Below are 22,535 nucleotides of genomic sequence, written 5' to 3'. Positions count from 1 at the left end.
GCCCGGTTACATTCCGAACCCGGAAGCTAAGCCTCACAGCGCCGATGGTACTGCAGGGGGGACCCTGTGGGAGAGTAGGACGCCGCCGAACAATCTTTGGAGGACCCCTGGTCCCAGCGTTCAACGCTGGGACCAGGGGTCCTTTTTTGTTTTTCCGGAGCGCGCCGGGTACTCGGCTGCGCGAGAATGAATGCGGTACCGGGTACCGAAGACAGGAGTCACCGATGTCCACCAACTCTCCCGACGATCGACCGGAGCGCGACCAGCGGCGACGGGACAGTGGTGATCGTGGCGACCGTGGTGCTCGAAGCGGTCACTACGGAGACCGCGGAGACCGTGGCGGCTTCCGTCGTGACGACCGCGGTGGCCACGACCGTCGCGACAGCGACCGTGGCGGTGACCGTGGCGGTGACCGTGGCGGTGATCGCGGAGGCTTCCGCCGCGACGACCGGCGAGATGGCGACCGTGGCGACCGCGGTGGTTTCCGCCGTGACGACAACCGCGGGGGCGGTGGCTACGGCCGTCGTGACGACCGTTCGGGTGGTCCGCGTCGCGATGACCGCGGTGAGCGTCCCCCCTTCCGTCGTGACGACCGCGGCGACAACCGCGGGGGCGACCGGCGTGATGAGCGTGGGTCTCGTCCGGCGTACCAGCGTGACGACCGTTCGGGTGGTCCGCGTCGCGATGACCGTGGCGAGCGTCCCCCCTTCCGGCGTGACGACCGCGGCGACAACCGCGGGGGCGGTGGCTACGGCCGTCGTGACGACCGTTCGGGTGGTCCGCGTCGTGATGACCGTGGTGAGCGTCCCCCCTTCCGTCGTGATGACCGTGGTGAGCGTCCCCCCTTCCGTCGTGACGACCGCGGCGACTTCCGCCGTGACGACCGGCGTGATGAGCGTGGTTCTCGTCCGGCGTACCAGCGTGACGACCGTTCGGGTGGTCCGCGTCGCGATGACCGTGGTGAGCGTCCCCCCTTCCGTCGTGACGACCGTGGTGAGCGTCCCCCCTTCCGTCGTGACGACCGTGGTGAGCGTCCCGCGTTCCGTCGTGACGACCGCGGCGACTTCCGGCGCGACGACCGGCGTGACGACCGTGCTGGCGGCTACGGTCGCCGTGACGACCGTCCGGGCGGTGACCGCGGTGGCTTCCGCCGCGATGACCGGCGTGACGATCGCGGTGACTTCCGTCGTGACGACCGTGGTGAGCGTCCCCCCTTCCGTCGTGACGACCGTGGTGAGCGTCCCCCCTTCCGTCGTGACGACCGTGGTGAGCGTCCCCCCTTCCGTCGTGACGACCGCGGCGACTTCCGGCGCGACGACCGGCGTGGCGAGGACCGTGGAGACCGTGGCGGCTATGGCCGTCGGGACGACAGCCGGGGCGACCGCGGTGGGTTCCAGGGGCGGGACGACCGCGGCAGCCGTGGTCCCCGCCGTGACGACCGACGCGATGACCGTTCCGGCCGTCCGGGCGGTTTCCGTGGCCGTGACGACCGGCGGGACGACCGCCGTGACGACCGGCGCGGTGGCGGGCGTTTCCGCGACGAGCGGGACCGGGACCGTGAGCCGATCAAGCGGCTGCCGATCGCGGAGGACGTCACCGGCGAGGAGATCGACCAGGACGTGCGGCAGGAGCTGCTGAGCCTGCCGAAGACGCTGGCCGAGGACGTCGCCAAGAACCTGGTGATGGTCGCGCGGCTGATCGACGAGGAGCCCGAGCGCGCCTACGCCTACTCGCGGATCGCCCTGCGGCTCGCTTCCCGGGTCGCGGCCGTGCGCGAGGCGGCCGGCTTCGCCGCGTACGCGAACCAGAAGTACAGCGAGGCTCTCGCCGAGTTCCGGGCCGCGCGTCGGATGACCGGCACCGTCGAGCTGTGGCCCGTCATGGCCGACTGCGAGCGTGGGCTCGGGCGGCCGGAGAAGGCCCTCGACATGGCCGGCGCTCCCGAGGTGCACAAGCTGGACAAGGCCGGTCAGGTCGAGATGCGGCTCGTCGCGGCCGGTGCCCGGCGTGACATGGGGCAGCTGGAGGCGGCCATCGTGACGCTGCAGAGCCCCGAGCTCGCCTCCAGCTCCGTCCAGCCGTGGACTGCGCGGCTGCGGTATGCGTACGCCGACGCGCTGCTGGCCGTCGAGCGGCGTGGCGAGGCGCGGGAGTGGTTCGCGAAGGCCGTCGAGGCTGACCGGGACGGCAGCACGGACGCCTCCGACCGGCTCGCCGAGCTGGACGGGGTGGAGTTCGTCGACGCCCTCGACGACGACGAGAGCGAGTCCCACGAGGAGTCCCGGGGCCGGGACGAGTCGGACGTCGACGCGGATGTCGATGGCGACGATGACGATGACGATGCGGATGTCGATGACGACGATGACGACAGCGACATCGACGTGAGTGACGACCTGGACGACGACGACCAGGACGACGAGCTGCTCGACGACACGGCCGACGACCTCTCCGAGGACGAGGACGAGGACGACGACGAGGACGAGGTCGACGGCAAGGCGCACGACGAGGCCGACGCGAAGGCTGTCGACAAGGACTGACCTGCGGCGGTGAGTGAGGGCGGGATCCCGGTGACGGGGTCCCGCCCTTTCGTGTGTCCGGGGCCGGTGTCCGGGGGGTCAGAACTCCAGCGTGCGCAGCACCAGGCCCGATGCGGGCTTCGGGCCGAAGGACGTCGACTTGCGGGGCATGGTGATGCCCTGCCGGGCCAGGTCGCGGACGACCTCCTCGTGGACCGGGTGCATCAGTACGGCCGTACCGCCGTCCCGCTCCGCCTTCTCCACGGTGGCGGCCGTGTCGTGGATGTAGGCGATATGGGCGGGGGAGTCCTCGGGGATGCGCCAGACGTGTTCGAGGAGCGTGGCGTGCAGGACCGTGGCGTCCAGGGTGCGCCAGAGCGCGGGGCGGTCCGTGGGGACCGTCCGGGCCAGGAGCTCCGGGTCCGGCTGGTCGACCAGATGGAAGGAGCCGTCGCCGGCCAGCAGGAACGCGTTGCCCGTCTCGGCCGCTTCGGCGAGTGCCTTCAGGGCGTCCGGCAGCGGCACGTCGAGGTGCCGGACACGGAAGAGGTCGGTCAGGGCCGCCAGGGCGTCGGCGATCGGGAGGGTGTGCAGGAGCCGGTGGATCGCGCGGACGCGCAGCGGGTAGCGGAGCGTGTCGACGAGGAGGACGAGACCGTAGTCCCAGGGTCCGGGCGAGGCATGCTCCGCGCGTAGACGCAGATACGTCGCCCAGCGGTGGTGACCGTCGGCGATCAGGGCCTGGTGCTGGGAGAGATCCGTCTGGACCCGGGCCAGATCGGCGGGGTCGGTGATCGACCAGAGGCGGTGGCCGTAACCGTCCTCGGTGGTCGTCGACAGAAGTGGCTCTCGCCCGGCGGTGCGCTCGATGACATCGGCGGTGTCGCCGTCGCCGCGGTAGGTCAGCAGGAGCGGTTCGAGGTTCGCGGAGGTGGCGCGCATGAGGGCGGCGCGGTCCGCGACGATGTGCGGCATCACGTCCTCGTGCGGCAGCACCACGCCCTCCGCCGGCTCGGTCAGCCGCAGGGCGCCGATCAGGCCGCGCTGGAGCAGGAGGCCCGCGTCGTCGCGCTGCTCGTAGACGTAGATCCCCGGTTGGGCGTCCGCGGCCAGGATGCCCTCGTCCAGCCAGTGGTGCAGGGTGTCGGCCGCGCGTTCGTTGCGGGCCGAGGGGGTGGTGTCCTGCGGGAGGATCAACCGGACGATGTTGTGCGGATCGGCCGACTGGAGGTGGTACACGCCGTCGGGCCGGACCACCACGTCGTACGGGGGCGACGTCACGGCTGCCAGGCTGCCGACCCGGTCGGGGTCGTAGCGCAGGCCTCGGAACGGGGTGAGTTCCAGGCCTCGGCGCGCCGTTGCTTCCGAGTGACCTGCAAGGTTCATCCAGGCATCGTACGTGTGTCGGTGGCATGAGAGATGATCTGGGAAAGGGATCGACCGAGGAGCGATGCGGAATGAGCCGGAGCGTCAGGACAAGGCCCGAGGGCAGTGGGCAGGCCCTGAGCAAGGCGTACGACACGGCGCTGCTCGATCTGGACGGGGTGGTGTACGCGGGGGGCAAGGCGATCGTGTACGCGGTCGAGTCGCTGGCCGCGGTCCGCGCGGGCGGCATGCACCTGGCGTACGTCACGAACAACGCGCTGCGGACGCCGGACGCGGTGGCCGGGCATCTGACCGAGCTGGGGATTCCGACGGAGGCGGACGACGTCATCACGTCGGCGCAGGCGGTGGCGCGGCTGATCAGCGAGCAGGTGCCGGCCGGCTCCCGGGTGCTGGTGATCGGCGGGGAGGGGCTGCGGGTCGCCCTGCGCGAGCGCGGTCTGGAGCCCGTGGAGTCGGCCGACGACGAGCCGGCGGCCGTGGTGCAGGGGTACGGAGGGCCGGATCTGACCTGGGGACGTTTCGCGGAGGCTTCCTACGCCGTCGCGCGCGGGGTGCCGTGGTTCGCGTCCAACACCGATCTGACGATTCCCAGCGGACGCGGTATCGCGCCGGGCAACGGTGCCGCGGTGCAGGTCGTGCGGATAGCGACGGGCGCCGAACCGCAGGTGGCGGGCAAGCCGTTGCCGCCGATGCACCGGGAGACGATCCTGCGGACCGGCGCCGAGCGGCCGCTGGTGGTGGGCGACCGGCTGGACACCGACATCGAGGGCGCGTTCAACGGCGAGGTCGACTCCCTGCTCGTGCTGACCGGGGTGACCGACGGTGCGCAGCTGCTCGCCGCCCCGCCGCAGCACCGGCCGACGTACGTCGACGCGGACCTGCGTGGGCTGTCGGCCGGGCAGCCGGAGGTCATCGCGGAGGGCCGGGGTTTCCGTTGCGGCGGCTGGACGGCGACGGCCGGCGCGGAGACGCTGGAACTGACGGGTGACGGCGAGGCCCTGGACGGACTGCGCGCGCTGTGTGCGGCGGCCTGGACCGCGGCCGGGGACGGCGCGTGCACGCTGGACGGCGGAAAGGCGCTGGCGCGGCTGGGGTTGTGAGTCCTGCCGGTGAACCACCGGACGTCGAGGGAAAATAGGAGGGTAGGCTAACCTAACTGCGTGTTGGTCGACAGTCCTCCTGAACAGCGCGCGGCGACCGCCCCCGCGCCCTCAACCCGCCGGGCGGTACGCAGCCTCGGGCTGCTCCTGTCCGCCGCGGTCCTGGCGCTCGTCGCGATGACGAGCATCGCGATCGGGGCGAAAGAACTGTCCCTGGAGCAGGTCTGGCACGGCCTGTTCACAAGCACCGGCACCTACAGCGACGTCGTGGTCGACGAGCGGCTGTCGCGGACCCTCCTCGGGCTGCTCGCCGGCGCGGCGCTCGGGCTGTCGGGGGCCGTCCTGCAGGCGCTCACCCGCAACCCGCTGGCCGACCCCGGGCTGCTCGGGATCAACGCGGGCGCGTCCGCCGCGGTCGTCACGGCCATCACCTACTTCGGTGTCACCAGCCTGAGCGGCTATGTGTGGTTCGCCTTCTTCGGCGCGGCGGCCGTGGGCGCGCTGGTGTGGTTCCTCGGCGGCAGCCGGGGCGCCACCCCGGTGCGGCTCGCGCTCGCCGGCACCGCCATCAGCGCCGCGCTGTACGGCTACGTCCAGGCCGTGATGATCATGGACAAGGCGGCGCTGGGCCGGATGCGCTTCTGGACGGTCGGGTCGCTGTCGTCGGCGACCGACTCGACCATCACCCAGGTGCTGCCGTTCTTCGCCGTCGGCACGCTGCTCGCGCTCGCGCTGGCCCGGCCGCTCAACGCGATGTCCATGGGCGACGACACCGCCAAGGCGCTGGGGGCCCATCTCAACCGCACCCGGGCGCTGTCCATGCTCGCGGCCACCGTGCTCTGCGGAGCGGCGACCGCCGCCTGCGGACCCATCGTGTTCGTCGGGCTGATGGTGCCGCACGTCGTGCGCTCCTTCACCGGCCCCGACATGCGCTGGATCATGCCGTACGCCGCCGTCCTGTCGCCCGTGCTGCTGCTCGGCGCGGACGTCGTCGGCCGGGTGGTCGTGCGCCCCTCGGAACTCCAGGTGGGCATCGTCACCGCGCTCGTCGGCGGCCCGGTCTTCATCTTTCTCGTACGACGACGCAGGACGGCGCAGCTGTGAGGACGGCAGTGAAGAACTCCCGGGCCACCAAGGCGAACCGGACCTCCGGCGCGAATCGGGCCACCCGCGCGCTGCGCATGCCGGGCGGGTTCTCGCTTCGGCTGGACGTGCGCACGGTCACCGTCGTCGTGCTGCTGCTGGCCGCGGCGCTCGCCGCGAGCGTGGTCCTGATCGGCACCGGCGACTTCCCGATCCCGCCCGGCGACGTCCTCAAAACGCTCGCGGGGAACGGCACGCCGGGGCAGGAGTTCATCGTCGACGAACTCCGGCTGCCGCGGGTCCTGGTCGGTCTGCTGGTGGGTGCCTCGCTGGGGCTCGGCGGCGCGCTGTTCCAGTCCATCACCCGCAATCCGCTGGGCAGTCCGGACGTGCTGGGCCTCGGGCAGGGGGCGACGGCCGGCGCGCTCGTGGTGATCGTGCTGCTGTCCGGGGACGCCACCGAGGTCACCCTCGGCGCGCTCGCCGGCGGTCTGCTGACCGGTCTCGCCATCTACCTGCTGTCCTGGAAGCAGGGCGTGCACGGCTACCGGCTGGTGCTGGTCGGCATCGGCGTGTCGGCCGTCGTCACGGCGGTCAACGGCTATCTGCTGACCAAGTCCGACATCGTGGACGCGGCGCGTGCCGTCGTCTGGATGACCGGTTCCCTCGACGGCCGCGACTGGGCACAGGTCTGGCCGCTGCTCGGTCTGTGCGCGGTGCTCGTCCCGCTCGTCCTCGTCAACGCCCGCGGGCTGCGGATGACGGAGATGGGCGACGACGTGGCCAACGCCCTCGGGGTGCGGGTGGAGCGCGTACGGCTGCTGCTGATGGTGGCCGCCGTCCTGCTCACCGCGACCGCCACCGCCGCCGCGGGACCCGTCAGCTTCGTGGCGCTCACCGCGCCGCAGCTCGCCCGGCGGCTCACCCGTTCCCCCGGGCCGAACCTCGTGCCGTCGCTGTGCATGGGCGCCGCCCTCCTGGTCACCGCCGACTGGGCCTCGCAGCGGGCCTTCGGCGCCGAACAGTTGCCCGTGGGCGTGGTGACCGGCGTACTCGGCGGCGTGTACCTGCTGTGGCTGCTGGTCACCGAGCGCAGGGCGGGCCGGATATGAGCGCCACCCCCGTCGACGCGTCGGCCTCCACCCCCACCGGCGGACCGAACAATCCGAGGAGCACCGTGAACCGTCTGTCCGCAGAGAACGTCACCCTCGCCTACGACCAGCGGGTCATCGCCGAACAGCTGTCGGTGGAGATACCCGACAACTCCTTCACGGTGATCGTCGGCCCGAACGCGTGCGGCAAGTCGACGCTCCTGCGGGCGCTGTCGCGGATGCTGAAGCCGAGTGAGGGCCGGGTGCTGCTCGACGGGCAGGTCATCCAGTCGATGCCCGCGAAGAAGGTCGCGCGGACGCTGGGCCTGCTGCCGCAGTCGTCGATCGCGCCGGACGGGATCACCGTCGCCGACCTGGTGGGCCGCGGTCGCTACCCGCATCAGGGGCTGCTGCGCCAGTGGTCGGCCGAGGACGAGCGGGTCGTGCAGGAGTCCATGGCGCAGACCGGCGTCGCCGAGCTCGCCGAACGCTATGTCGACGAACTCTCCGGCGGCCAGCGCCAGCGCGTGTGGATCGCGATGGCGCTCGCCCAGCAGACGCCGCTGCTGCTGCTCGACGAGCCGACGACCTATCTGGACATCCAGCACCAGATCGACGTGCTCGACCTCTGCGCCCAGCTGCACGAGGAGCAGGGCCGCACGCTGGTCGCCGTGCTGCACGACCTCAACCACGCGGCCCGGTACGCCACGCATCTCATCGCGCTGCGCGGCGGGCGGGTCATCGCCCAGGGCGAGCCCGGCGAGGTCGTCACGGCCGCTCTGGTCGAGGAGGTCTTCGGGCTGCGCTGCCAGGTCATCGACGACCCCGAGACGGGGACGCCGCTGGTGGTCCCGGCGGCGCGCAAGGCGCGCGGTGCGGCGAAGGCCGCCGCGGCCGAGGTGCCGGCCGCCGTCACAGGAGCTTCCTGAGCCGGAAGCGCCGTTACAGGAGCTTCCTGAGCCGGAACAGGTCGAGCAGGCCCGCCTCCAGCTTCACCCGGCCCGATCCCCAGGCCTTGGCGAAGTTCAGCTCGCCCGCGACCAGCGCCACCAGGTCGTCGCCGGCCATGGTCAGCCGGATCTCGGCCTTCCGGCGCGGCGGGCCGGGATAGGTGTCGAGCACCTCGATCCGGCCGTCCGCGAGCCGCCCTGCGAAGGTGACGTCCAGGTCGGTGATGCGACAGCTCACCGAGCGGTCCAGGGCGGCGGCCTCACGGACGTCGCCCTCGGCGCCTCCCATGGACTCGGAGAGCTTCTCGAGCGCGGTGCGGCACTCCTCGATGGTGGCCATGGTGATCGACGGTACCGCAGCGGTTCGCGATAGCGTCGGGGCATGACCGACTCTGGGCCCGAGGCCGTGACCCCGACGGACGCGGCGACCGTGCAGGCCGGGCCGGTACCCGACCCCGCCGCCCCCGCTCCGCTGGAGGTCTCCCGCCTCCCCACCGGCAACGCCGAGGTGGACGCCCTGCTGGAGCGGCTCGGTGACGCCGATCACCTCGCCGCCGACGGACACGTCGAGGTGTACGAGGATGTGCACCGGGGGCTGCGTGACGCGCTCACCGCGCTCGACGCCCGCCCGGGACTGCCGGCGCCCACCCGTCCTCCGGCCGCCACCGCGTGATGAGATCCTTCGGGTCTCACCTTTCGACCGCCGTACGGTCCGACCGCCGTACGGGATGACGAGGAGCTGAACCGAACGTGGCAGGAGTCGCACGCCGCCGTCTGGACGCGGAGCTGGTCCGCAGGAAGCTCGCGCGCTCGCGCGAGCACGCCAGCCAGCTGATCGCCGCGGGCCGGGTGACGGTCGGCAAGACCGTCGCGACCAAGCCCGCCACCCAGGTGGAGACCGCGGCGGCGATCGTCGTCGCGTCCGACGACGGCGACCCCGAGTACGTCTCGCGCGGCGGTCACAAGCTCGCCGGGGCGCTCGCCGCCTTCGTGCCGCAGGGGCTGGCCGTCGAGGGCCGGCGGGCACTGGACGCGGGCGCGTCCACGGGCGGCTTCACCGACGTACTGCTGCGAGCGGGAGCCGCGCAGGTCGTCGCCGTGGACGTGGGTTACGGACAACTCGCTTGGTCTCTCCAGAGCGATGAACGCGTCACCGTCAAGGACCGTACGAACGTACGCGAGTTGACGCTTGAAGCGATCGATGGGGAACCTGTGGATCTTGTCGTGGGCGATCTGTCCTTCATCCCGCTCGGGCTGGTGCTGCCGGCCCTGGCGCGGTGCGTGAAGCCGGACGCCGACCTGGTGATGATGGTCAAGCCGCAGTTCGAGGTGGGGAAGGAACGGCTGGGGAGCGGGGGTGTCGTACGGAGTCCGCAGCTGCGGGCGGACGCCGTGCGGGGCGTGGCCCAGAAGGCGTGGGAACTGGGGCTCGGGGTGAAGGGCGTCACCGCCAGTCCGTTGCCCGGTCCCTCGGGCAACGTCGAGTACTTTCTGTGGCTGCGTGCCGGAGCCCCCGAACTGGACCCGGCCGACGTCGACCGTGCAGTGGCGGAGGGGCCGCGTTGACAGAGAACCGAGCTCGTACTGTTTTCCTGCTCGCCCACACCGGGCGGCCCGCGGCCATCCGCAGTGCCGAACTCGTGGTCAAGGGGCTGCTGGCGTCCGGCATCGGCGTGCGCGTGCTGGACGCGGAGGCACGCGACCTGCCGCTGCCGCCGGAGGTGGAGCTGGTCGGGGAGGCCACCCCGCAGTGCCTGGAGGGCTGCGAGCTGCTCATCGTCCTCGGCGGTGACGGCACCCTGCTGCGCGGCGCCGAGTTCGCGCGGGCGTCCGGGGTGCCGATGCTCGGCGTGAACCTGGGCAGCGTCGGGTTCCTCGCGGAGGCCGAGCGCGACGACCTGGACAAGGTCGTCGACCGGGTGGTGACCAAGTCGTACGAGGTCGAGGAGCGGATGACCGTCGACGTCGTCGTGCACCGCAACGGCGACATCGTGCACACCGACTGGGCGCTGAACGAGGCGGCCGTGCAGAAGGCCGGCGCCGAGAAGCTGCTCGAAGTGGTGCTGGAGATCGACGGGCGGCCGGTGACCGGGTTCGGCTGCGACGGGATCGTGCTGTCGACCCCGACCGGGTCGACGGCGTACGCCTTCTCGGCGGGCGGGCCCGTGGTGTGGCCCGAGGTCGAGGCGCTGCTGATGGTGCCGATCAGCGCGCACGCGCTGTTCGCGAAGCCGCTGGTCACCTCACCGAACTCGGTGCTGGCGGTCGAGGTGCTGCCGCACGTCCCGCCCGGTGTCCTGTGGTGCGACGGCCGGCGGACGGTCGAGCTGCCGCCGGGGGCGCGGGTGGAGGTGCGGCGGGGGGCCGTGCCCGTGCGCCTGGCCCGGCTGCACCACGCGTCGTTCACCGACCGGCTGGTGGCGAAGTTCGCGCTGCCCGTGTCGGGGTGGCGAGGGGCCCGGCAGTAGTCACGGGTCCGGTGCCCCGGACGCCGCCGGGGCACCGGACCGGCCCGTGCGGACCGGACAGCCCCCCCGCGGGAGCGGGCGGACCGGATCGTCCCCCGCGGGAGCACGGAGGCCGGGAGCACAACGAGGATTACCCCGGGCAGGTAACGCTCGGCACTCGTTGCAGGGGGCGGCGTCGCACACGGCCCGGAAAACCTCGTATGGTCGGGTGCGTGTTGGAGGAAATGCGGATACGGTCTCTCGGGGTCATCGACGACGCTGTCGTCGAGCTGTCGCCCGGGTTCACCGCGGTCACCGGTGAGACGGGTGCGGGCAAGACCATGGTGGTCACCAGCCTGGGGCTGCTCCTCGGCGGGCGCGCGGACCCGGCGCTCGTGCGGATCGGGGCGAAGAACGCGGTCGTGGAGGGGCGGATCTCCGTACCCGCGCACACGGCCGCGATCGTGCGCGCGGAGGAGGCGGGGGCCGAGCTCGACGACGGGGCTCTGCTGATCAGCCGTACCGTTTCCGCGGAGGGGCGCTCGCGAGCCCATCTGGGCGGGCGGAGCGTGCCCGTCGGGATGCTCGCCGAACTCGCCGACGAACTGGTGGCCGTCCACGGACAGACCGACCAGCAGGGGCTGCTGAAGCTCTCGCGGCAGCGAGCGGCGCTCGACCGTTACGCGGGCGACGCCGTCGCGGGGCCGCTCGCCAAGTACACGGAGGCCTACCGGCGGCTGCGGGCCGTCGCCGCCGAGCTCGACGAGATCGTCACCCGTGCGCGCGAGCGGGCCCAGGAGGCCGACATGCTGCGCTACGGCCTCGACGAGGTCGCGGGTGTCGAGCCGCGCGCCGGTGAGGACGTGGAGCTCGCCGAGGAGGCGGAGCGGCTCGGGCACGCGGAGGCGCTGTCGTCGGCCGCCACGGCCGCACACGCCGCTCTCGCGGGCAACCCGGAGGATCCCGAGGGCATCGACGCCGCGACGCTCGTGGCGGGCGCACAGCGGGCTCTGGAGGCCGTGCGGTCGCACGACCCCGCGCTGGCCGCGCTGACCGACCGGATCGGGGAGATCGGGATCCTGCTGGGCGACGTGGCCGGGGAGCTGGCGGGCTACGCCGACGACCTGGACGCCGACCCGCTGCGGCTGGCGGCCGTCGAGGAGCGCCGGGCGGCGCTCACCGCGCTGACCCGCAAGTACGGCCGGGACGGCCAGGACATCGCGTCCGTGCTGGCCTGGGCCGAGCAGGGCGCGGGCCGGCTGACCGAGCTGGACGGCGACGACGAGCGGATCGGCGAGCTGACCGCCGAGCGGGACGCGCTGCGCAGCGAACTCGGTGGGCTCGCCCAGGCGCTGACGGACGCCCGGACGGAGGCGGCCGAGCGGTTCGCGGCGGCCGTGACCGCCGAGCTGGCCTCGCTGGCCATGCCGCACGCGCGCGTGTCGTTCGACCTGCGCCAGACGGAGGACGCCGAGGGCGTCGAGGTCGGCGGACGCACGGTCGCGTACGGGCCGTCCGGCGCCGACGAGGTGGAGCTGCTGCTGGCCCCGCACCCGGGTGCCCCGCCGCGGCCCATCGCCAAGGGCGCGTCCGGAGGTGAGCTCTCGCGCGTGATGCTGGCGGTCGAGGTCGTGTTCGCCGGGACGGACCCGGTGCCGACGTACCTCTTCGACGAGGTCGACGCCGGTGTCGGCGGCAAGGCGGCGGTGGAGATCGGACGGCGGCTGGCACGGCTCGCGAAGAGCGCGCAGGTCGTCGTCGTCACCCATCTGCCGCAGGTGGCGGCCTTCGCGGACCGGCAGCTGCTGGTGGAGAAGACCAACGACGGATCGGTGACCCGCTCCGGCGTGAAGGTGCTCGAAGGGGAGGACAGGATCAGGGAGTTGTCCCGGATGCTGGCCGGCCAGGAGGACTCGCAGACGGCGCGGGCCCATGCGGAGGAACTGCTGGCGGCGGCCCGCGCGGACGCCTGAGCGCTCCGCTCGAGCGGCTCGGCCGGGAAGCTCCGGCCGGGCTGAGCGAACCGGCAGGGCGCGCCGGGCTCCGGTCTCCGGGCCCGGGCCGCCGGGCACGCCTCGGGTATGCCCCGCGCTCCGGGCCCGCCGGGCGCTTTGCGCTCCGGGTTCGTCCGCCGCTCCGGCCGAGCGGACATGCCGGTGCTCCGGCTGAGTGGATCGGGTGGGCGGATCGGGTGGGCGGATCGGCCGGGCGCCGTGGCCGGGCGTCCGCCGTGCGGGTCCGTCGCGCGGGCCCGTCCCGGTGCCGCACCTGCCCGGCAGCCGCACGCGCCGCAGGGGTGCGCACGCGCCGCACGGCTGTGCCCGGCCACGGCAGATTCACTCGGGTGAGTGATGCGTGCGGTCGGGCGAGGAGCAGTCGGACTCGTCGGGGTTCCCGGAACACCCGTACGTCCTGGCATCCTTGGCGTAGGACATGAGAGGGAATCGCGCGGTACACCCCGCGCGCCCTGTCCTTCTGTATTTTCGTCGTGACCGTCCGACGCCGAACCAGGAGCCCCGGCCGCGTGAGCCCCGTCAGCCGCCCCTTGCCGCACGGCCGGTCGCCGCTGCGCACCGTGCAGGTGCTGGGCGGAGGCAACGCCGGCAGCAGCACACATGTGCGTTCCCTGGCCTCCGGGCTCGCCGCGCGGGGCGTGCGGGTCACGGTGTGCGCCCCCGCCGAGGCCGATCACCTCTACGACTTCACCGGAGCCGGCGCCGAACACGTGCACGTGCCGCGCAGCAGCGACCCGGGGGCGGTCGCCGCGCTCCGGGCGGCCTGCACGGACGCCGACCTGGTGCACGCGCACGGGCTGCACGCCTCCTTCCGGGCCGTGCTCGCCCTCAGCGGACGGCACACCCCGCTCGTCGTCACCTGGCACGACCGCGCGTACGCCGAGGGCGCCCGCGCCCATCTCGTACGACTGCTGGAGCGCCGGGTGGTGCGGGCCGCCACCGTGGTGCTCGGCACCACCTCGTCCCTCGTGGACCGGGCCCGTCGCACGGGCGCCCGGGACGCGCGGCTCGCCGCGGTCGCGCTGCCCGGGCCCGGCGGTCCGGCCGAGCCGGACGACCCCGACCGGCACCGCTCCAAGGTCCGGGCCGAACTCGGCGCCACCGGACGCCCGTTGCTGATGGCCGTCGGCTCCCTGGAGCCGCACCGGGGCTATCGGGTGCTGCTGGACGCCGCGCGGGCCTGGCGGGGACTCGACCCCGAACCGCTGGTCGTCGTCGCGGGGGAGGGGCCGCTGCGGGCGGTGCTCCAGCGCCGTATCGAGGACGAGGCACTGCCGGTGCGGCTCCTCGGCCGCCGCGACGACGTGGGCGAGCTGATCGCCGCGGCCGACCTGGCGCTGCTGACCGGCCGGTGGGAGGCGCGGTCCGTGTTCGCGCAGGAGGCGCTGCGGGCCCGCGTCCCGCTCGTCGCGACCGGCGTCGGCGGCACCCCCGAACTCGTCGGCGACGCGGCCGAACTGGTGCCGTACGGTGACGCCGAGGCCCTCTGCGACGCCGTCCTGCGCCTGCTGGGCGACCCCGCGTGCCGGGCGCTGCTGGCCGACAAGGGCGTCCGGCAGGCGGCGACTTGGCCGACCGAGGACGAGACCGTCAACCAGGTGCTCAGTGTCTACGACGAGTTGACGCGGCCGACGCCGCTGCCCTGAGCGGCCGCCGCTCAGGGCACATGCCGGCGCGCCCGCAGGGCCAGACTCAACACCAGGACCGTCTGCGGGTCGTCGAGGTCCGTGCCCAGCAACTCGCCGATGCGGGCGAGGCGGTTGTACAGCGTCTGACGGTTGAGATGGAGTTCGCGGGCCGTCTCCGCCTTGCGGCCCGCATGGGCGAGATACGTCTCCAGCGTCGGCAGCAGCGGCGGCCTGGCGCGGTTGTCGTGCTCGCGCAGCGGGCCGATCGCCCGGTCCACGAAGGCCGCCAGGTCGGGGTGGTCCCGCAGGCGCCACAGCAGCAGGTCGATGTCGAGGCGGCGGGCGTCGTACCAGGGGCGGCCGGGCAGCCCCTGGGCCGCGGTCGCCGTCTCCGCCGCGTGCCGCAGGCCCGCCGACGCAGCCGCCCAGCCGCCGGCCATCCCGACGACCACGACCGGCTGCGGGGCCCCCGGCCGCTGCATCCCCGCCCGCTCCACCCCGGCCCGCAGCGCCGCCGCGACCCGGTCGGCGACCGCCGGCCGCTCCGACTCCGAGCGCAGGCCCAGCAGCAGCGGGACCCGGCCCTCGACGGGTCGTACGCCCAGCAGGACCGGCACTCCCACGGACGCCAGCTCCTCGGCGACCGCGCGCGCCAGCACCGCCCAGCCGCCGGCCGGGGAGAGCGCGTCGCCCAGCCGCATGACCACCGGCAGCAGGGGGCTGTCGCCCGGCTTGAAGCCCAGTACGCGGGCCTGCGCGGGGGCGTCCGCCGCGGCGATGCGGCCCTCGGCGAGATCGGTCAGGAAGTCGCCGCGGCCGCGGGCCGCCAGCTCCTCCTCCTGGCGGGCCTGCATCAGGACCACGGCGAGTATGCCCGCGGCCCGTTCGGCGGCGATCCGGTGCACGGGAGCGAGCGGGCCGAGCACGGGCAACAGCACCAGCCGGGCCCGCACCGAGCCGGTCCCCGGCCCCCCGCCGGGCACGTCGACAAGTACCGAGCCCGACGGCGGCGGAGTGTCCCTGTGCTGGCCGCGCAGCCCCTCCCACACCTGGAGCGGATCCGCGCCCTCGGGACCCGCCCCGGCGGCGTACAGGAGGCGTCCGTCGGTCGTCTCCAGGAAGACCGGATTGCCGCTGAAGTCGGCCAGGATGCCGAGGACCTGCGGGATCCCGCCGCCGCCCAGCAGGGCCTCGGTACATCGGCGGTGCACCTCCTCGGCCCGCTGGAGCAGGGCGTAGTGGCCGTTGACGATCTCCGTGTGGATCTCCTCGGTGACCGCCACGAACGGCACCTCGCGGTGCAGCTGGACCAGCGGGAGACCGGCCGTCTGCGCGGTCTCGACCAGGGCGGCGGGCAGCCGGGTGAAGCGCGGCCCGAGCTCGACCACCAGGGCCGCGATGCCGCGCTCGGCGAGGGTGCGCACGAACGCGCGCTGGTCGGCGGGGCGGGTGCCGATTCCGTACCCCGTGGTCAGCAGCAGTTCGCCGCCCTTGAGCAGGGAGGCGATGTTCGGCACCTCGCCCGCGTGCACCCAGCGCACGGTCCGCGACAGCCGGTCGGCACCCGCGAGGACCTCCGGGAGGCCGCTGCGCAGCCCCGGCAGCTCCAGCGCGCGCTGCACGGTGATCCCGGCGCCCTGGCTGTCGAATCGTCGGTCCCGGGGGCCGTCCGCGCGGCCGTCCGGGTGATGCTCGGTGCTGCTGTCCATGCACGGACGCTACCTGCGCGGACGTCCGGGCGACATCCCCGCCCCGGCCGGCGCGGGCCGGGACCCGCGGAAACGGCCGGCGCGGTCCGGGACCCGCGGAAACGGCCGGCGCGGTCCGGGACCCGCGGAAACGGCCGGCGCGGGCCGGGACCCGCGGAAACGGCCGGCGCGGGCCGGGACCCGCGGAAACTCAGAGCGGCCGGATGTTCTGGTTGAACCGGAAGACGTTGTCCGGGTCGTACCGCCGCTTCAGTTCGCCGAGCCGCCGGCCGTTCTCGGTGCCGAGGCCGGCCTCCACCCGCTGCGCGCCCTCGTCGCCGATGAAGTTGAGGTAGACCGCGCCGGTGCTCCACGGCCGGACGCCGGCCCGTACGCTGCGCACCCACGCCACGGCCCGCTCGTCGTCGGCGGGGTCCTCCCAGACCCCGAACGGGTGCACCGCCCACGGCGCGTCCCGGTAGGGCACCGGGTACTGCGCGGGCCCCTCGGCGATCGCGCCGCCCTGCGGGAACAGCACGTGCCGGGTGCCGGTCGGCACGGGCACGGTCTCCGCGAGGGCGCAGAAGACGTCCACCAGCTCGTCGGGCAGGCTCGCCGGGTACTCCGCCGACCAGTAGTTCCGCATCCCCGGCGGATCGTCGAACATGGTCTGGAAGTCGGCGTACGGCAGCTCGGCCAGCACCTCCCCCTCGTGAGGCAGCGCCAGCAGCGGCTGGGCGAGCTTGCGCATGGCCTCCTCGGCGCCGGCGTACGTCAGCAGCGCGATGCACACGAGTTGTCCGACCAGGGGCGGCGGCACGAACTCCTCGGGCGGGCCGGTCAGGTACATCACAACGCCGCCCGCCTCGTGCGGAGCGGACTCGATGATGTCGCGGTAGGTGCGCACCACCTCCGGGCCGAACTCGGGGAGGTACAGCAGCACCGCGGCCGAGAAGCGGGGCAGTTCATGGACCTTCAGGGTGAGCGCGGTGGCGACGCCGAAGTTGCCGCCGCCGCCGTGCAGGGCCCAGAACAGCTCGGGGTTCTCGTCGTCGTTGGCGTGGACGCGGGAGCCGTCGGCGGTGACCAGCTCGACGCCCAGCAGATTGTCGACGGCCAGGCCGCACCAGCGGTCCAGCCAGCCGGTGCCGCCGCCCAGCACGAAGCCGCCGACCCCGGTGGTCGAGACCCGGCCGCCGGTGGTGGCCAGCGCGTGGGGCTGGGTGGCGCGGTCCAGATGGCTCATGGTGGCGCCGCCGCCGATCCGTACGGCCTCGGCCGCCGGATCGACGGTCACCTCGTGCATCCGGCGCAGATCGACGACGAGCGCGTTGTCGCCGAGCGCCATGCCCGCCACGCTGTGCCCGCCGCCGCGCACCGCGACATGCAGGTCCAGGTCCCTCGCGAAGCGCACCGACCGGACGACATCGGCCTCGTCGGCGCACTGCGCGATGACGGCCGGGCGCCGGTCGATCATGGCGTTGAAAACGGTCCGGGCCGAGTCGTAACCCTCGTCCCCCGGGGCGAACACCTCGCCCGAGAGGTCCGTGCGCAGCGCCGCGAGGGCAGTGGCCGCCTTCGATGGGGGAGCCATGGCCGCCCCCTTCCCGATAGGGGTGTCTGTCCCCATCCAGCGTAGGAGGGAGGCGGCCGTGCGGTCCGGTTCAGCCCGCGTAGGCCCCGGACGCCGTCAGGCGCAGTGCCGTGTCGATCAGCGGGACGTGGCTGAAGGCCTGCGGGAAGTTGCCGACCTGGCGCTGGAGGCGCGAGTCCCACTCCTCGGCGAGCAGGCCCAGGTCGTTGCGCAGACCCAGCAGCTTTTCGAACAGCTTCCGGGCCTCGTCGACACGGCCGATCATCGCGAGGTCGTCCGCCATCCAGAACGAGCAGGCGAGGAAGGCGCCCTCGTCGCCCGGGAGCCCGTCGACGCCCTCGTTGCTGCCGTCGGTCGGGTAGCGCAGGATGAAGCCGTCCGAGGTGGACAGCTCGCGCTGGATCGCCTCGATCGTGCCGATGACCCGCTTGTCGTCCGGCGGCAGGAAGCCCATCTGCGGAATCAGCAGCAGCGCGGCGTCCAGCTCCTTCGAGCCGTACGACTGGGTGAAGGTGTTGCGCTCCTTGTCGTAGCCCCGCTCGCAGACGTCCCGGTGGATGTCCTCGCGCAGCTGGCGCCACTTCTCCAGCGGGCCGTTGGCGTCCCCCGACTCGATCAGCTTGATCGTGCGGTCGACGGCGACCCAGGCCATCACCTTGGAGTGCACGAAGTGGCGGCGCGGGCCGCGCACCTCCCAGATGCCCTCGTCCGGCTCGTCCCAGTGGTCCTCCAGGTAGCGGATCAGCTTCAGCTGGAGCAGGGAGGCGTAGTCGTTGCGGGCCAGGCCCGTCATGTGGGCCAGGTGCAGGGCCTCGGTGACCTCGCCGTACACGTCCAGCTGGAGCTGGTGCGCGGCGCCGTTGCCGACCCGGACCGGGCTGGAGTTCTCGTACCCCGGCAGCCAGTCCAGCTCGGCCTCGCCGAGCTCGCGCTCGCCCGCGATGCCGTACATGATCTGGAGGTTCTCCGGGTCGCCCGCGACGGCCCGCAGCAGCCACTCGCGCCAGGCGCGGGCTTCCTCGCGGTAGCCGGTGCGCAGCAGCGAGGAGAGGGTGATGGCCGCGTCGCGCAGCCAGGTGTAGCGGTAGTCCCAGTTGCGTACCCCGCCGATCTCCTCCGGCAGCGAGGTGGTGGGGGCCGCGACGATGCCGCCGGTGGGCGCGTAGGTGAGGGCCTTGAGCGTGATCAGCGAGCGGACCACGGCCTCACGGTAGGGGCCGTGGTACGTGCAGTGATCCACCCATTCGCGCCAGAACTCCTCGGTCGCCTCCAGCTGCTGCTCGGGCTCCGGCAGCCCGGGCGGAGCGTGGTGCGAGGGCTGCCACGACAGGGTGAAGGTGATTCGCTCGCCCGGGGAGACGGTGAAGTCCGTGTACGTCGTCAGCGACTCGCCGTAGGTCTCGGCGGAGGTGTCGAACCACACCGAGTCGGGGCCCGCGACGGCCACGGTGCGCCCGTCGTGCCGGTGCACCCACGGCACCACACGGCCGTAGGAGAAGCGCATCCGCAGGGTGGACTGCACCGGGACGCGGCCCGAGACGCCTTCCACGATCCGGATCAGCTGCGGGGCGGCGTTCTCCCGTGGGGGCATGAAGTCGATCACGCGGACCGTGCCGCGCGGGGTGTCCCACTCGGACTCCAGGATCAGCGAGTCGCCGCGGTAGGTCCGCCGGTCCGCCGGGGGCGGCGTGGTGTCGGTGGAACCGGCCGGGCCCAGCCGCCAGAACCCGTGTTCCTCGGTGCCGAGCAGACCGGCGAAGATGGCGTGCGAGTCGAAGCGCGGCAGGCACAGCCAGTCGACGGTGCCGTCGCGGCAGACCAGCGCCGCCGTCTGCATGTCTCCGATGAGTGCGTAGTCTTCGATGCGCCCGGCCACGTGCAACTCCAGTCGAACGGCCACGTCACCCCACGCGAATGGGGCGGTCGCTAGTGCGGTCAAAGGGTCGTTTGTCGTGCGTCGTTGAGCGGTGAAGCAAAGCAGCCGCTCAGCCGTGAGGCAAAACGCCGATCTCTGTTCAACGAACTGACGAGCTCTCGTTGTTCCGATGATGAGGGGGCGAGGGGTGGTGCCCTGGTGTCGGGCCGGGCTCGGCAGCGAGTGTCCGAGCAGGATACGACGCACGTAGATGATCTGCGTGCTGCTCCGGACAACGCGCCTGAGCCGAACGGGTGAGCAGTCGACGATGAGCAGGTGACCGGCCCGTGTCCGGGGTCGCGATCAGGTCCGCGTCCGGGTACGTGTCCAGGTCCGCGTCCTGGTCCGCGCCCGTATCGGGCGCTGTGTCCGGCCCTGTGCCGGGCGCCGGGTCCGGCTCCGTGTCGGCGCGTGCGCGAAGCGTCGCCGGAAGCCATCTCCCCCAGGCGCTGATACGCTGGTAGCCCGTGGACCGGTGGGCGAGAAACCCCCGAACCGCAGCGACGGCGCCACCCCGGAAACCGGAAATCTCCGGTCCGGACAGCAGCCGCACCGCACCCCCAGAACGCGACCACGGGAGCCCCCTCTTGGCCATGACGCCCAAATCCACGACGACCAAGCACATCTTCGTCACCGGGGGTGTCGCCTCCTCGCTCGGCAAGGGCCTGACGGCGTCCAGCCTCGGCATGCTGCTGAAGGCACGGGGCCTGCGCGTGGTGATGCAGAAGCTCGACCCGTACCTGAACGTCGACCCCGGCACGATGAACCCCTTCCAGCACGGCGAGGTGTTCGTCACCAACGACGGCGCCGAGACCGACCTGGACATCGGCCACTACGAGCGTTTCCTCGACCGCGACCTGGACGGCTCCGCGAACGTCACCACCGGTCAGGTCTACTCGACGGTCATCGCCAAGGAGCGGCGCGGCGAGTACCTGGGCGACACGGTCCAGGTGATCCCGCACATCACCAACGAGATCAAGCACCGCATCCGCCGGATGGCGACCGACGCGGTCGACGTCGTCATCACCGAGGTCGGCGGCACGGTCGGCGACATCGAGTCGCTGCCGTTCCTGGAGACGGTCCGCCAGGTCCGCCACGAGGTCGGCCGGGACAACGTCTTCGTCGTGCACATCTCGCTCCTGCCCTACATCGGCCCCTCGGGCGAGCTGAAGACCAAGCCGACCCAGCACTCGGTCGCGGCGCTGCGCAACATCGGTATCCAGCCGGACGCCATCGTCCTGCGCTGCGACCGCGAGGTGCCCACCGCGATCAAGCGCAAGATCTCGCTGATGTGCGACGTCGACGAGGACGCGGTCGTGGCCTGCCCCGACGCGCGCTCCATCTACGACATCCCCAAGACCGTGCACGGCGAGGGCCTGGACGCCTATGTCGTCCGCAAGCTCGACCTGCCCTTCCGCGACGTGGACTGGACGACCTGGGACGACCTGCTCGACCGCGTCCACAACCCCGACCACGAGATCACCCTGGCGCTGGTCGGCAAGTACATCGACCTGCCCGACGCCTACCTCTCGGTCACCGAGGCGCTGCGGGCCGGCGGCTTCGCCAACCGGGCCCGGGTGAAGATCAAGTGGGTCACGTCCGACGACTGCAAGACCCCGGCCGGTGCCGCGGCGCAGCTCGGTGACGTCGACGGCATCTGCATCCCCGGCGGCTTCGGCGACCGCGGTGTGCTCGGCAAGGTCGGCGCGATCCGCTACGCCCGCGAGAACCGGATCCCGCTGCTGGGCCTGTGCCTGGGCCTGCAGTGCATCGTGATCGAGGCGGCCCGCAACCTGGCCGACATCCCCGACGCCAACTCCACCGAGTTCGACTCGGGCACCGGACACCCGGTCATCTCCACCATGGCCGAGCAGCTCGACATCGTCGCCGGCGAGGGCGACATGGGCGGCACCATGCGGCTGGGCATGTACCCGGCCAAGCTGGCCGAGGGCTCGATCGTGCGCGAGGTGTACGACGGCAAGGAGTACGTCGAGGAGCGTCACCGGCACCGCTACGAGGTGAACAACGCCTACCGCGCGGAGCTGGAGAAGAAGGCCGGCATCCTCTTCTCGGGCACCTCGCCCGACGGCAAGCTCGTCGAGTACGTCGAGTACCCGCGCGACGTCCACCCCTACCTGGTCGCCACCCAGGCGCACCCCGAGCTGCGCTCGCGGCCGACCCGTCCGCACCCGCTGTTCGCGGGCCTGGTGAAGGCGGCCGTGCAGCGCAAGGTCGCGGCAGGGCAGGATTCCGAGTAACACACCGGTTGTACGGTTGCCGGGGTGCAAACCCTCAACGGGTGGGCACCCCGGCTTTTCCCGACGGCCGGTCTCCCGCGTGGTGCGCCGGTCCGTCCCGCACGTGTGGAAGGACAGGGCATGACGATCAAGGACACTCCCGAGCGGTGGGAGATCCGGGCGACGCAGACCCCCTTCGTGGGGAACAAGACCTCCGTCCGCACCGACGACGTGGTCATGCCCGGCGGCGCGGTGGTCCGCCGCGACTACCAGGTCCACCCCGGCTCGGTCGCCGTCCTCGCCCTCGACGAGGAGGACCGGGTCCTGGTCATCAAGCAGTACCGCCACCCCGTGCGCCACAAGCTGTGGGAGATCCCGGCCGGCCTGCTCGACGTGCCCGGCGAGAACCCGCTGCACGCAGCCCAGCGCGAGCTGTACGAGGAGGCGCACGTCAAGGCCGAGGACTGGCGGGTCCTCACCGACGTCTACACCACGCCCGGCGGCTGCGACGAGGCCGTGCGGATCTTCCTCGCCCGCGATCTGTCCGAGGCCGAGGGGCAGCGCTTCGAGGTGGAGGACGAGGAGGCCGACATGGAGTACGCGCGGGTGCCGGTCGAGGAGCTCGTGCGCGGGGTGCTCGCGGGCGAACTGCACAACAACTGCCTCGTCGTCGGCGTCCTGTCGCTGGTCGCCGCGCGCGCCGGGAGCGGCCTCGACGCGCTGCGCCCGGCCGAGGCGCCCTGGCCGGCCCGCCCCTTCGACGCCTGAGACCGCGCGCCCGATCCTCCGGCCGCCGGTGTGACGATCGCCTGATCCGATCGAGGGATGTCCCCGCCGTGCTCCGCCGGGGAGGTCGCAGAGCGTGAACTAGGCTCTGGAGACGCC

17 protein-coding genes, 1 rRNA gene and 1 pseudogene are annotated in these 22,535 nt (G+C 72.7%); 14 read left to right on the top strand and 5 right to left on the bottom strand.

Translation table 11 applies throughout. The features are described 5' to 3' along the window. The 3 genes and pseudogenes from rrf to ACZ7OY_RS23420 form a co-directional block, all read left to right on the top strand. Positions 1-91, top strand: a 5S ribosomal RNA gene (rrf, locus tag ACZ7OY_RS23430); the annotation flags it as partial. Between the two features lie 55 nt (positions 92-146). Further along, a pseudogene (locus ACZ7OY_RS23425) lies at positions 147-989 on the top strand (hypothetical protein); the annotation flags it as partial. Positions 990-1,619: 630 nt separating this feature from the next. Next, positions 1,620-2,537 carry a tetratricopeptide repeat protein gene (locus ACZ7OY_RS23420; protein ID WP_471913148.1) on the top strand — a complete coding sequence of 306 codons (918 nt, stop codon included), beginning with the start codon at positions 1,620-1,622 and terminating at the stop codon, positions 2,535-2,537. A 78-nt stretch (positions 2,538-2,615) separates the two neighbouring features. On the opposite strand, the gene ACZ7OY_RS23415 is transcribed toward ACZ7OY_RS23420, so the two are convergent. Further along, entirely contained in the window at positions 2,616-3,902 is a 1,287-nt protein-coding gene (locus ACZ7OY_RS23415; protein ID WP_471913126.1) for a DUF1015 family protein, read from the bottom strand. 71 nt (positions 3,903-3,973) lie between these two features. Between ACZ7OY_RS23415 and ACZ7OY_RS23410 the strand changes: the two genes are divergently transcribed. The 4 genes from ACZ7OY_RS23410 (at position 3,974) to ACZ7OY_RS23395 (ending at position 8,105) form a co-directional block, all read left to right on the top strand. Next, positions 3,974-5,002, top strand: coding sequence for an HAD hydrolase-like protein (locus tag ACZ7OY_RS23410; protein WP_471913125.1), 1,029 nt, complete (start codon positions 3,974-3,976; stop codon positions 5,000-5,002). A 60-nt stretch (positions 5,003-5,062) separates the two neighbouring features. Beyond that, complete coding sequence (locus ACZ7OY_RS23405) at positions 5,063-6,106, top strand: FecCD family ABC transporter permease (protein ID WP_471913124.1); 1,044 nt, start codon at positions 5,063-5,065, stop codon at positions 6,104-6,106. 77 nt (positions 6,107-6,183) lie between these two features. After that, positions 6,184-7,197 (top strand): FecCD family ABC transporter permease, encoded by a 1,014-nt coding sequence (locus ACZ7OY_RS23400; RefSeq protein WP_471913147.1) that lies wholly within the window; start codon positions 6,184-6,186, stop codon positions 7,195-7,197. Then, positions 7,194-8,105: an ABC transporter ATP-binding protein gene (locus tag ACZ7OY_RS23395; protein WP_471913123.1), complete on the top strand. Its 912-nt coding sequence runs from the start codon at positions 7,194-7,196 to the stop codon at positions 8,103-8,105. The genes ACZ7OY_RS23400 and ACZ7OY_RS23395 overlap by 4 nt, the downstream gene beginning before the upstream one ends. A gap of 13 nt (positions 8,106-8,118) precedes the next feature. Here ACZ7OY_RS23395 and ACZ7OY_RS23390 read toward each other — a convergent pair whose 3' ends face one another. Further along, the gene (locus tag ACZ7OY_RS23390) at positions 8,119-8,466 is read right to left on the bottom strand and encodes an SCP2 sterol-binding domain-containing protein (protein WP_471913122.1); all 348 of its coding nucleotides are present in this window, start codon (positions 8,464-8,466) and stop codon (positions 8,119-8,121) included. 42 nt (positions 8,467-8,508) lie between these two features. Between ACZ7OY_RS23390 and ACZ7OY_RS23385 the strand changes: the two genes are divergently transcribed. The 5 genes from ACZ7OY_RS23385 (at position 8,509) to ACZ7OY_RS23365 (ending at position 14,234) form a co-directional block, all read left to right on the top strand. Next, positions 8,509-8,799 carry a hypothetical protein gene (locus ACZ7OY_RS23385; RefSeq protein ID WP_471913121.1) on the top strand — a complete coding sequence of 97 codons (291 nt, stop codon included), beginning with the start codon at positions 8,509-8,511 and terminating at the stop codon, positions 8,797-8,799. 77 nt (positions 8,800-8,876) lie between these two features. Continuing rightward, positions 8,877-9,692 (top strand): TlyA family RNA methyltransferase, encoded by an 816-nt coding sequence (locus tag ACZ7OY_RS23380; RefSeq protein ID WP_384725055.1) that lies wholly within the window; start codon positions 8,877-8,879, stop codon positions 9,690-9,692. Next, a complete protein-coding gene (locus ACZ7OY_RS23375; RefSeq protein WP_471913120.1) occupies positions 9,689-10,594 on the top strand; it encodes an NAD kinase in 906 nt (301 codons plus the stop codon). The genes ACZ7OY_RS23380 and ACZ7OY_RS23375 overlap by 4 nt, the downstream gene beginning before the upstream one ends. Positions 10,595-10,794: 200 nt before the next feature. Continuing rightward, on the top strand, positions 10,795-12,546 hold the full coding sequence (gene recN / locus ACZ7OY_RS23370) for a DNA repair protein RecN (RefSeq protein ID WP_471913119.1): 1,752 nt from the start codon (positions 10,795-10,797) through the stop codon (positions 12,544-12,546). A gap of 551 nt (positions 12,547-13,097) precedes the next feature. Further along, the gene (locus ACZ7OY_RS23365) at positions 13,098-14,234 is read left to right on the top strand and encodes a glycosyltransferase family 4 protein (RefSeq protein WP_471913118.1); all 1,137 of its coding nucleotides are present in this window, start codon (positions 13,098-13,100) and stop codon (positions 14,232-14,234) included. An 11-nt stretch (positions 14,235-14,245) separates the two neighbouring features. Here the strand turns inward: ACZ7OY_RS23365 and ACZ7OY_RS23360 are convergent, their stop codons facing one another. The 3 genes from ACZ7OY_RS23360 to ACZ7OY_RS23350 all read right to left on the bottom strand — a co-directional run bounded on the left by ACZ7OY_RS23360 (position 14,246) and on the right by ACZ7OY_RS23350 (position 19,374). Then, positions 14,246-15,925 (bottom strand): PucR family transcriptional regulator, encoded by a 1,680-nt coding sequence (locus ACZ7OY_RS23360; protein ID WP_471913117.1) that lies wholly within the window; start codon positions 15,923-15,925, stop codon positions 14,246-14,248. Positions 15,926-16,115: 190 nt separating this feature from the next. Continuing rightward, complete coding sequence (locus ACZ7OY_RS23355) at positions 16,116-17,498, bottom strand: FAD-binding oxidoreductase (RefSeq protein ID WP_471913116.1); 1,383 nt, start codon at positions 17,496-17,498, stop codon at positions 16,116-16,118. A 70-nt stretch (positions 17,499-17,568) separates the two neighbouring features. Continuing rightward, on the bottom strand, positions 17,569-19,374 hold the full coding sequence (locus ACZ7OY_RS23350) for a glycoside hydrolase family 15 protein (RefSeq protein ID WP_471913146.1): 1,806 nt from the start codon (positions 19,372-19,374) through the stop codon (positions 17,569-17,571). A 632-nt stretch (positions 19,375-20,006) separates the two neighbouring features. Here ACZ7OY_RS23350 and ACZ7OY_RS23345 point away from each other — a divergent pair. Together ACZ7OY_RS23345 and ACZ7OY_RS23340 are read left to right on the top strand one after the other, a co-directional pair. Beyond that, complete coding sequence (locus ACZ7OY_RS23345; protein ID WP_351608358.1) at positions 20,007-21,671, top strand: CTP synthase; 1,665 nt, start codon at positions 20,007-20,009, stop codon at positions 21,669-21,671. 120 nt (positions 21,672-21,791) lie between these two features. After that, a complete protein-coding gene (locus tag ACZ7OY_RS23340) occupies positions 21,792-22,418 on the top strand; it encodes an NUDIX domain-containing protein (RefSeq protein WP_471913115.1) in 627 nt (208 codons plus the stop codon). Positions 22,419-22,535: the final 117 nt, after the last annotated feature.

Source organism: Streptomyces sp. NPDC107559 (assembly GCF_055657365.1).
The sequence above is the reverse complement of the archived record's forward strand: the minus strand, read 5'-3'. Positions and strand labels throughout refer to the sequence as shown.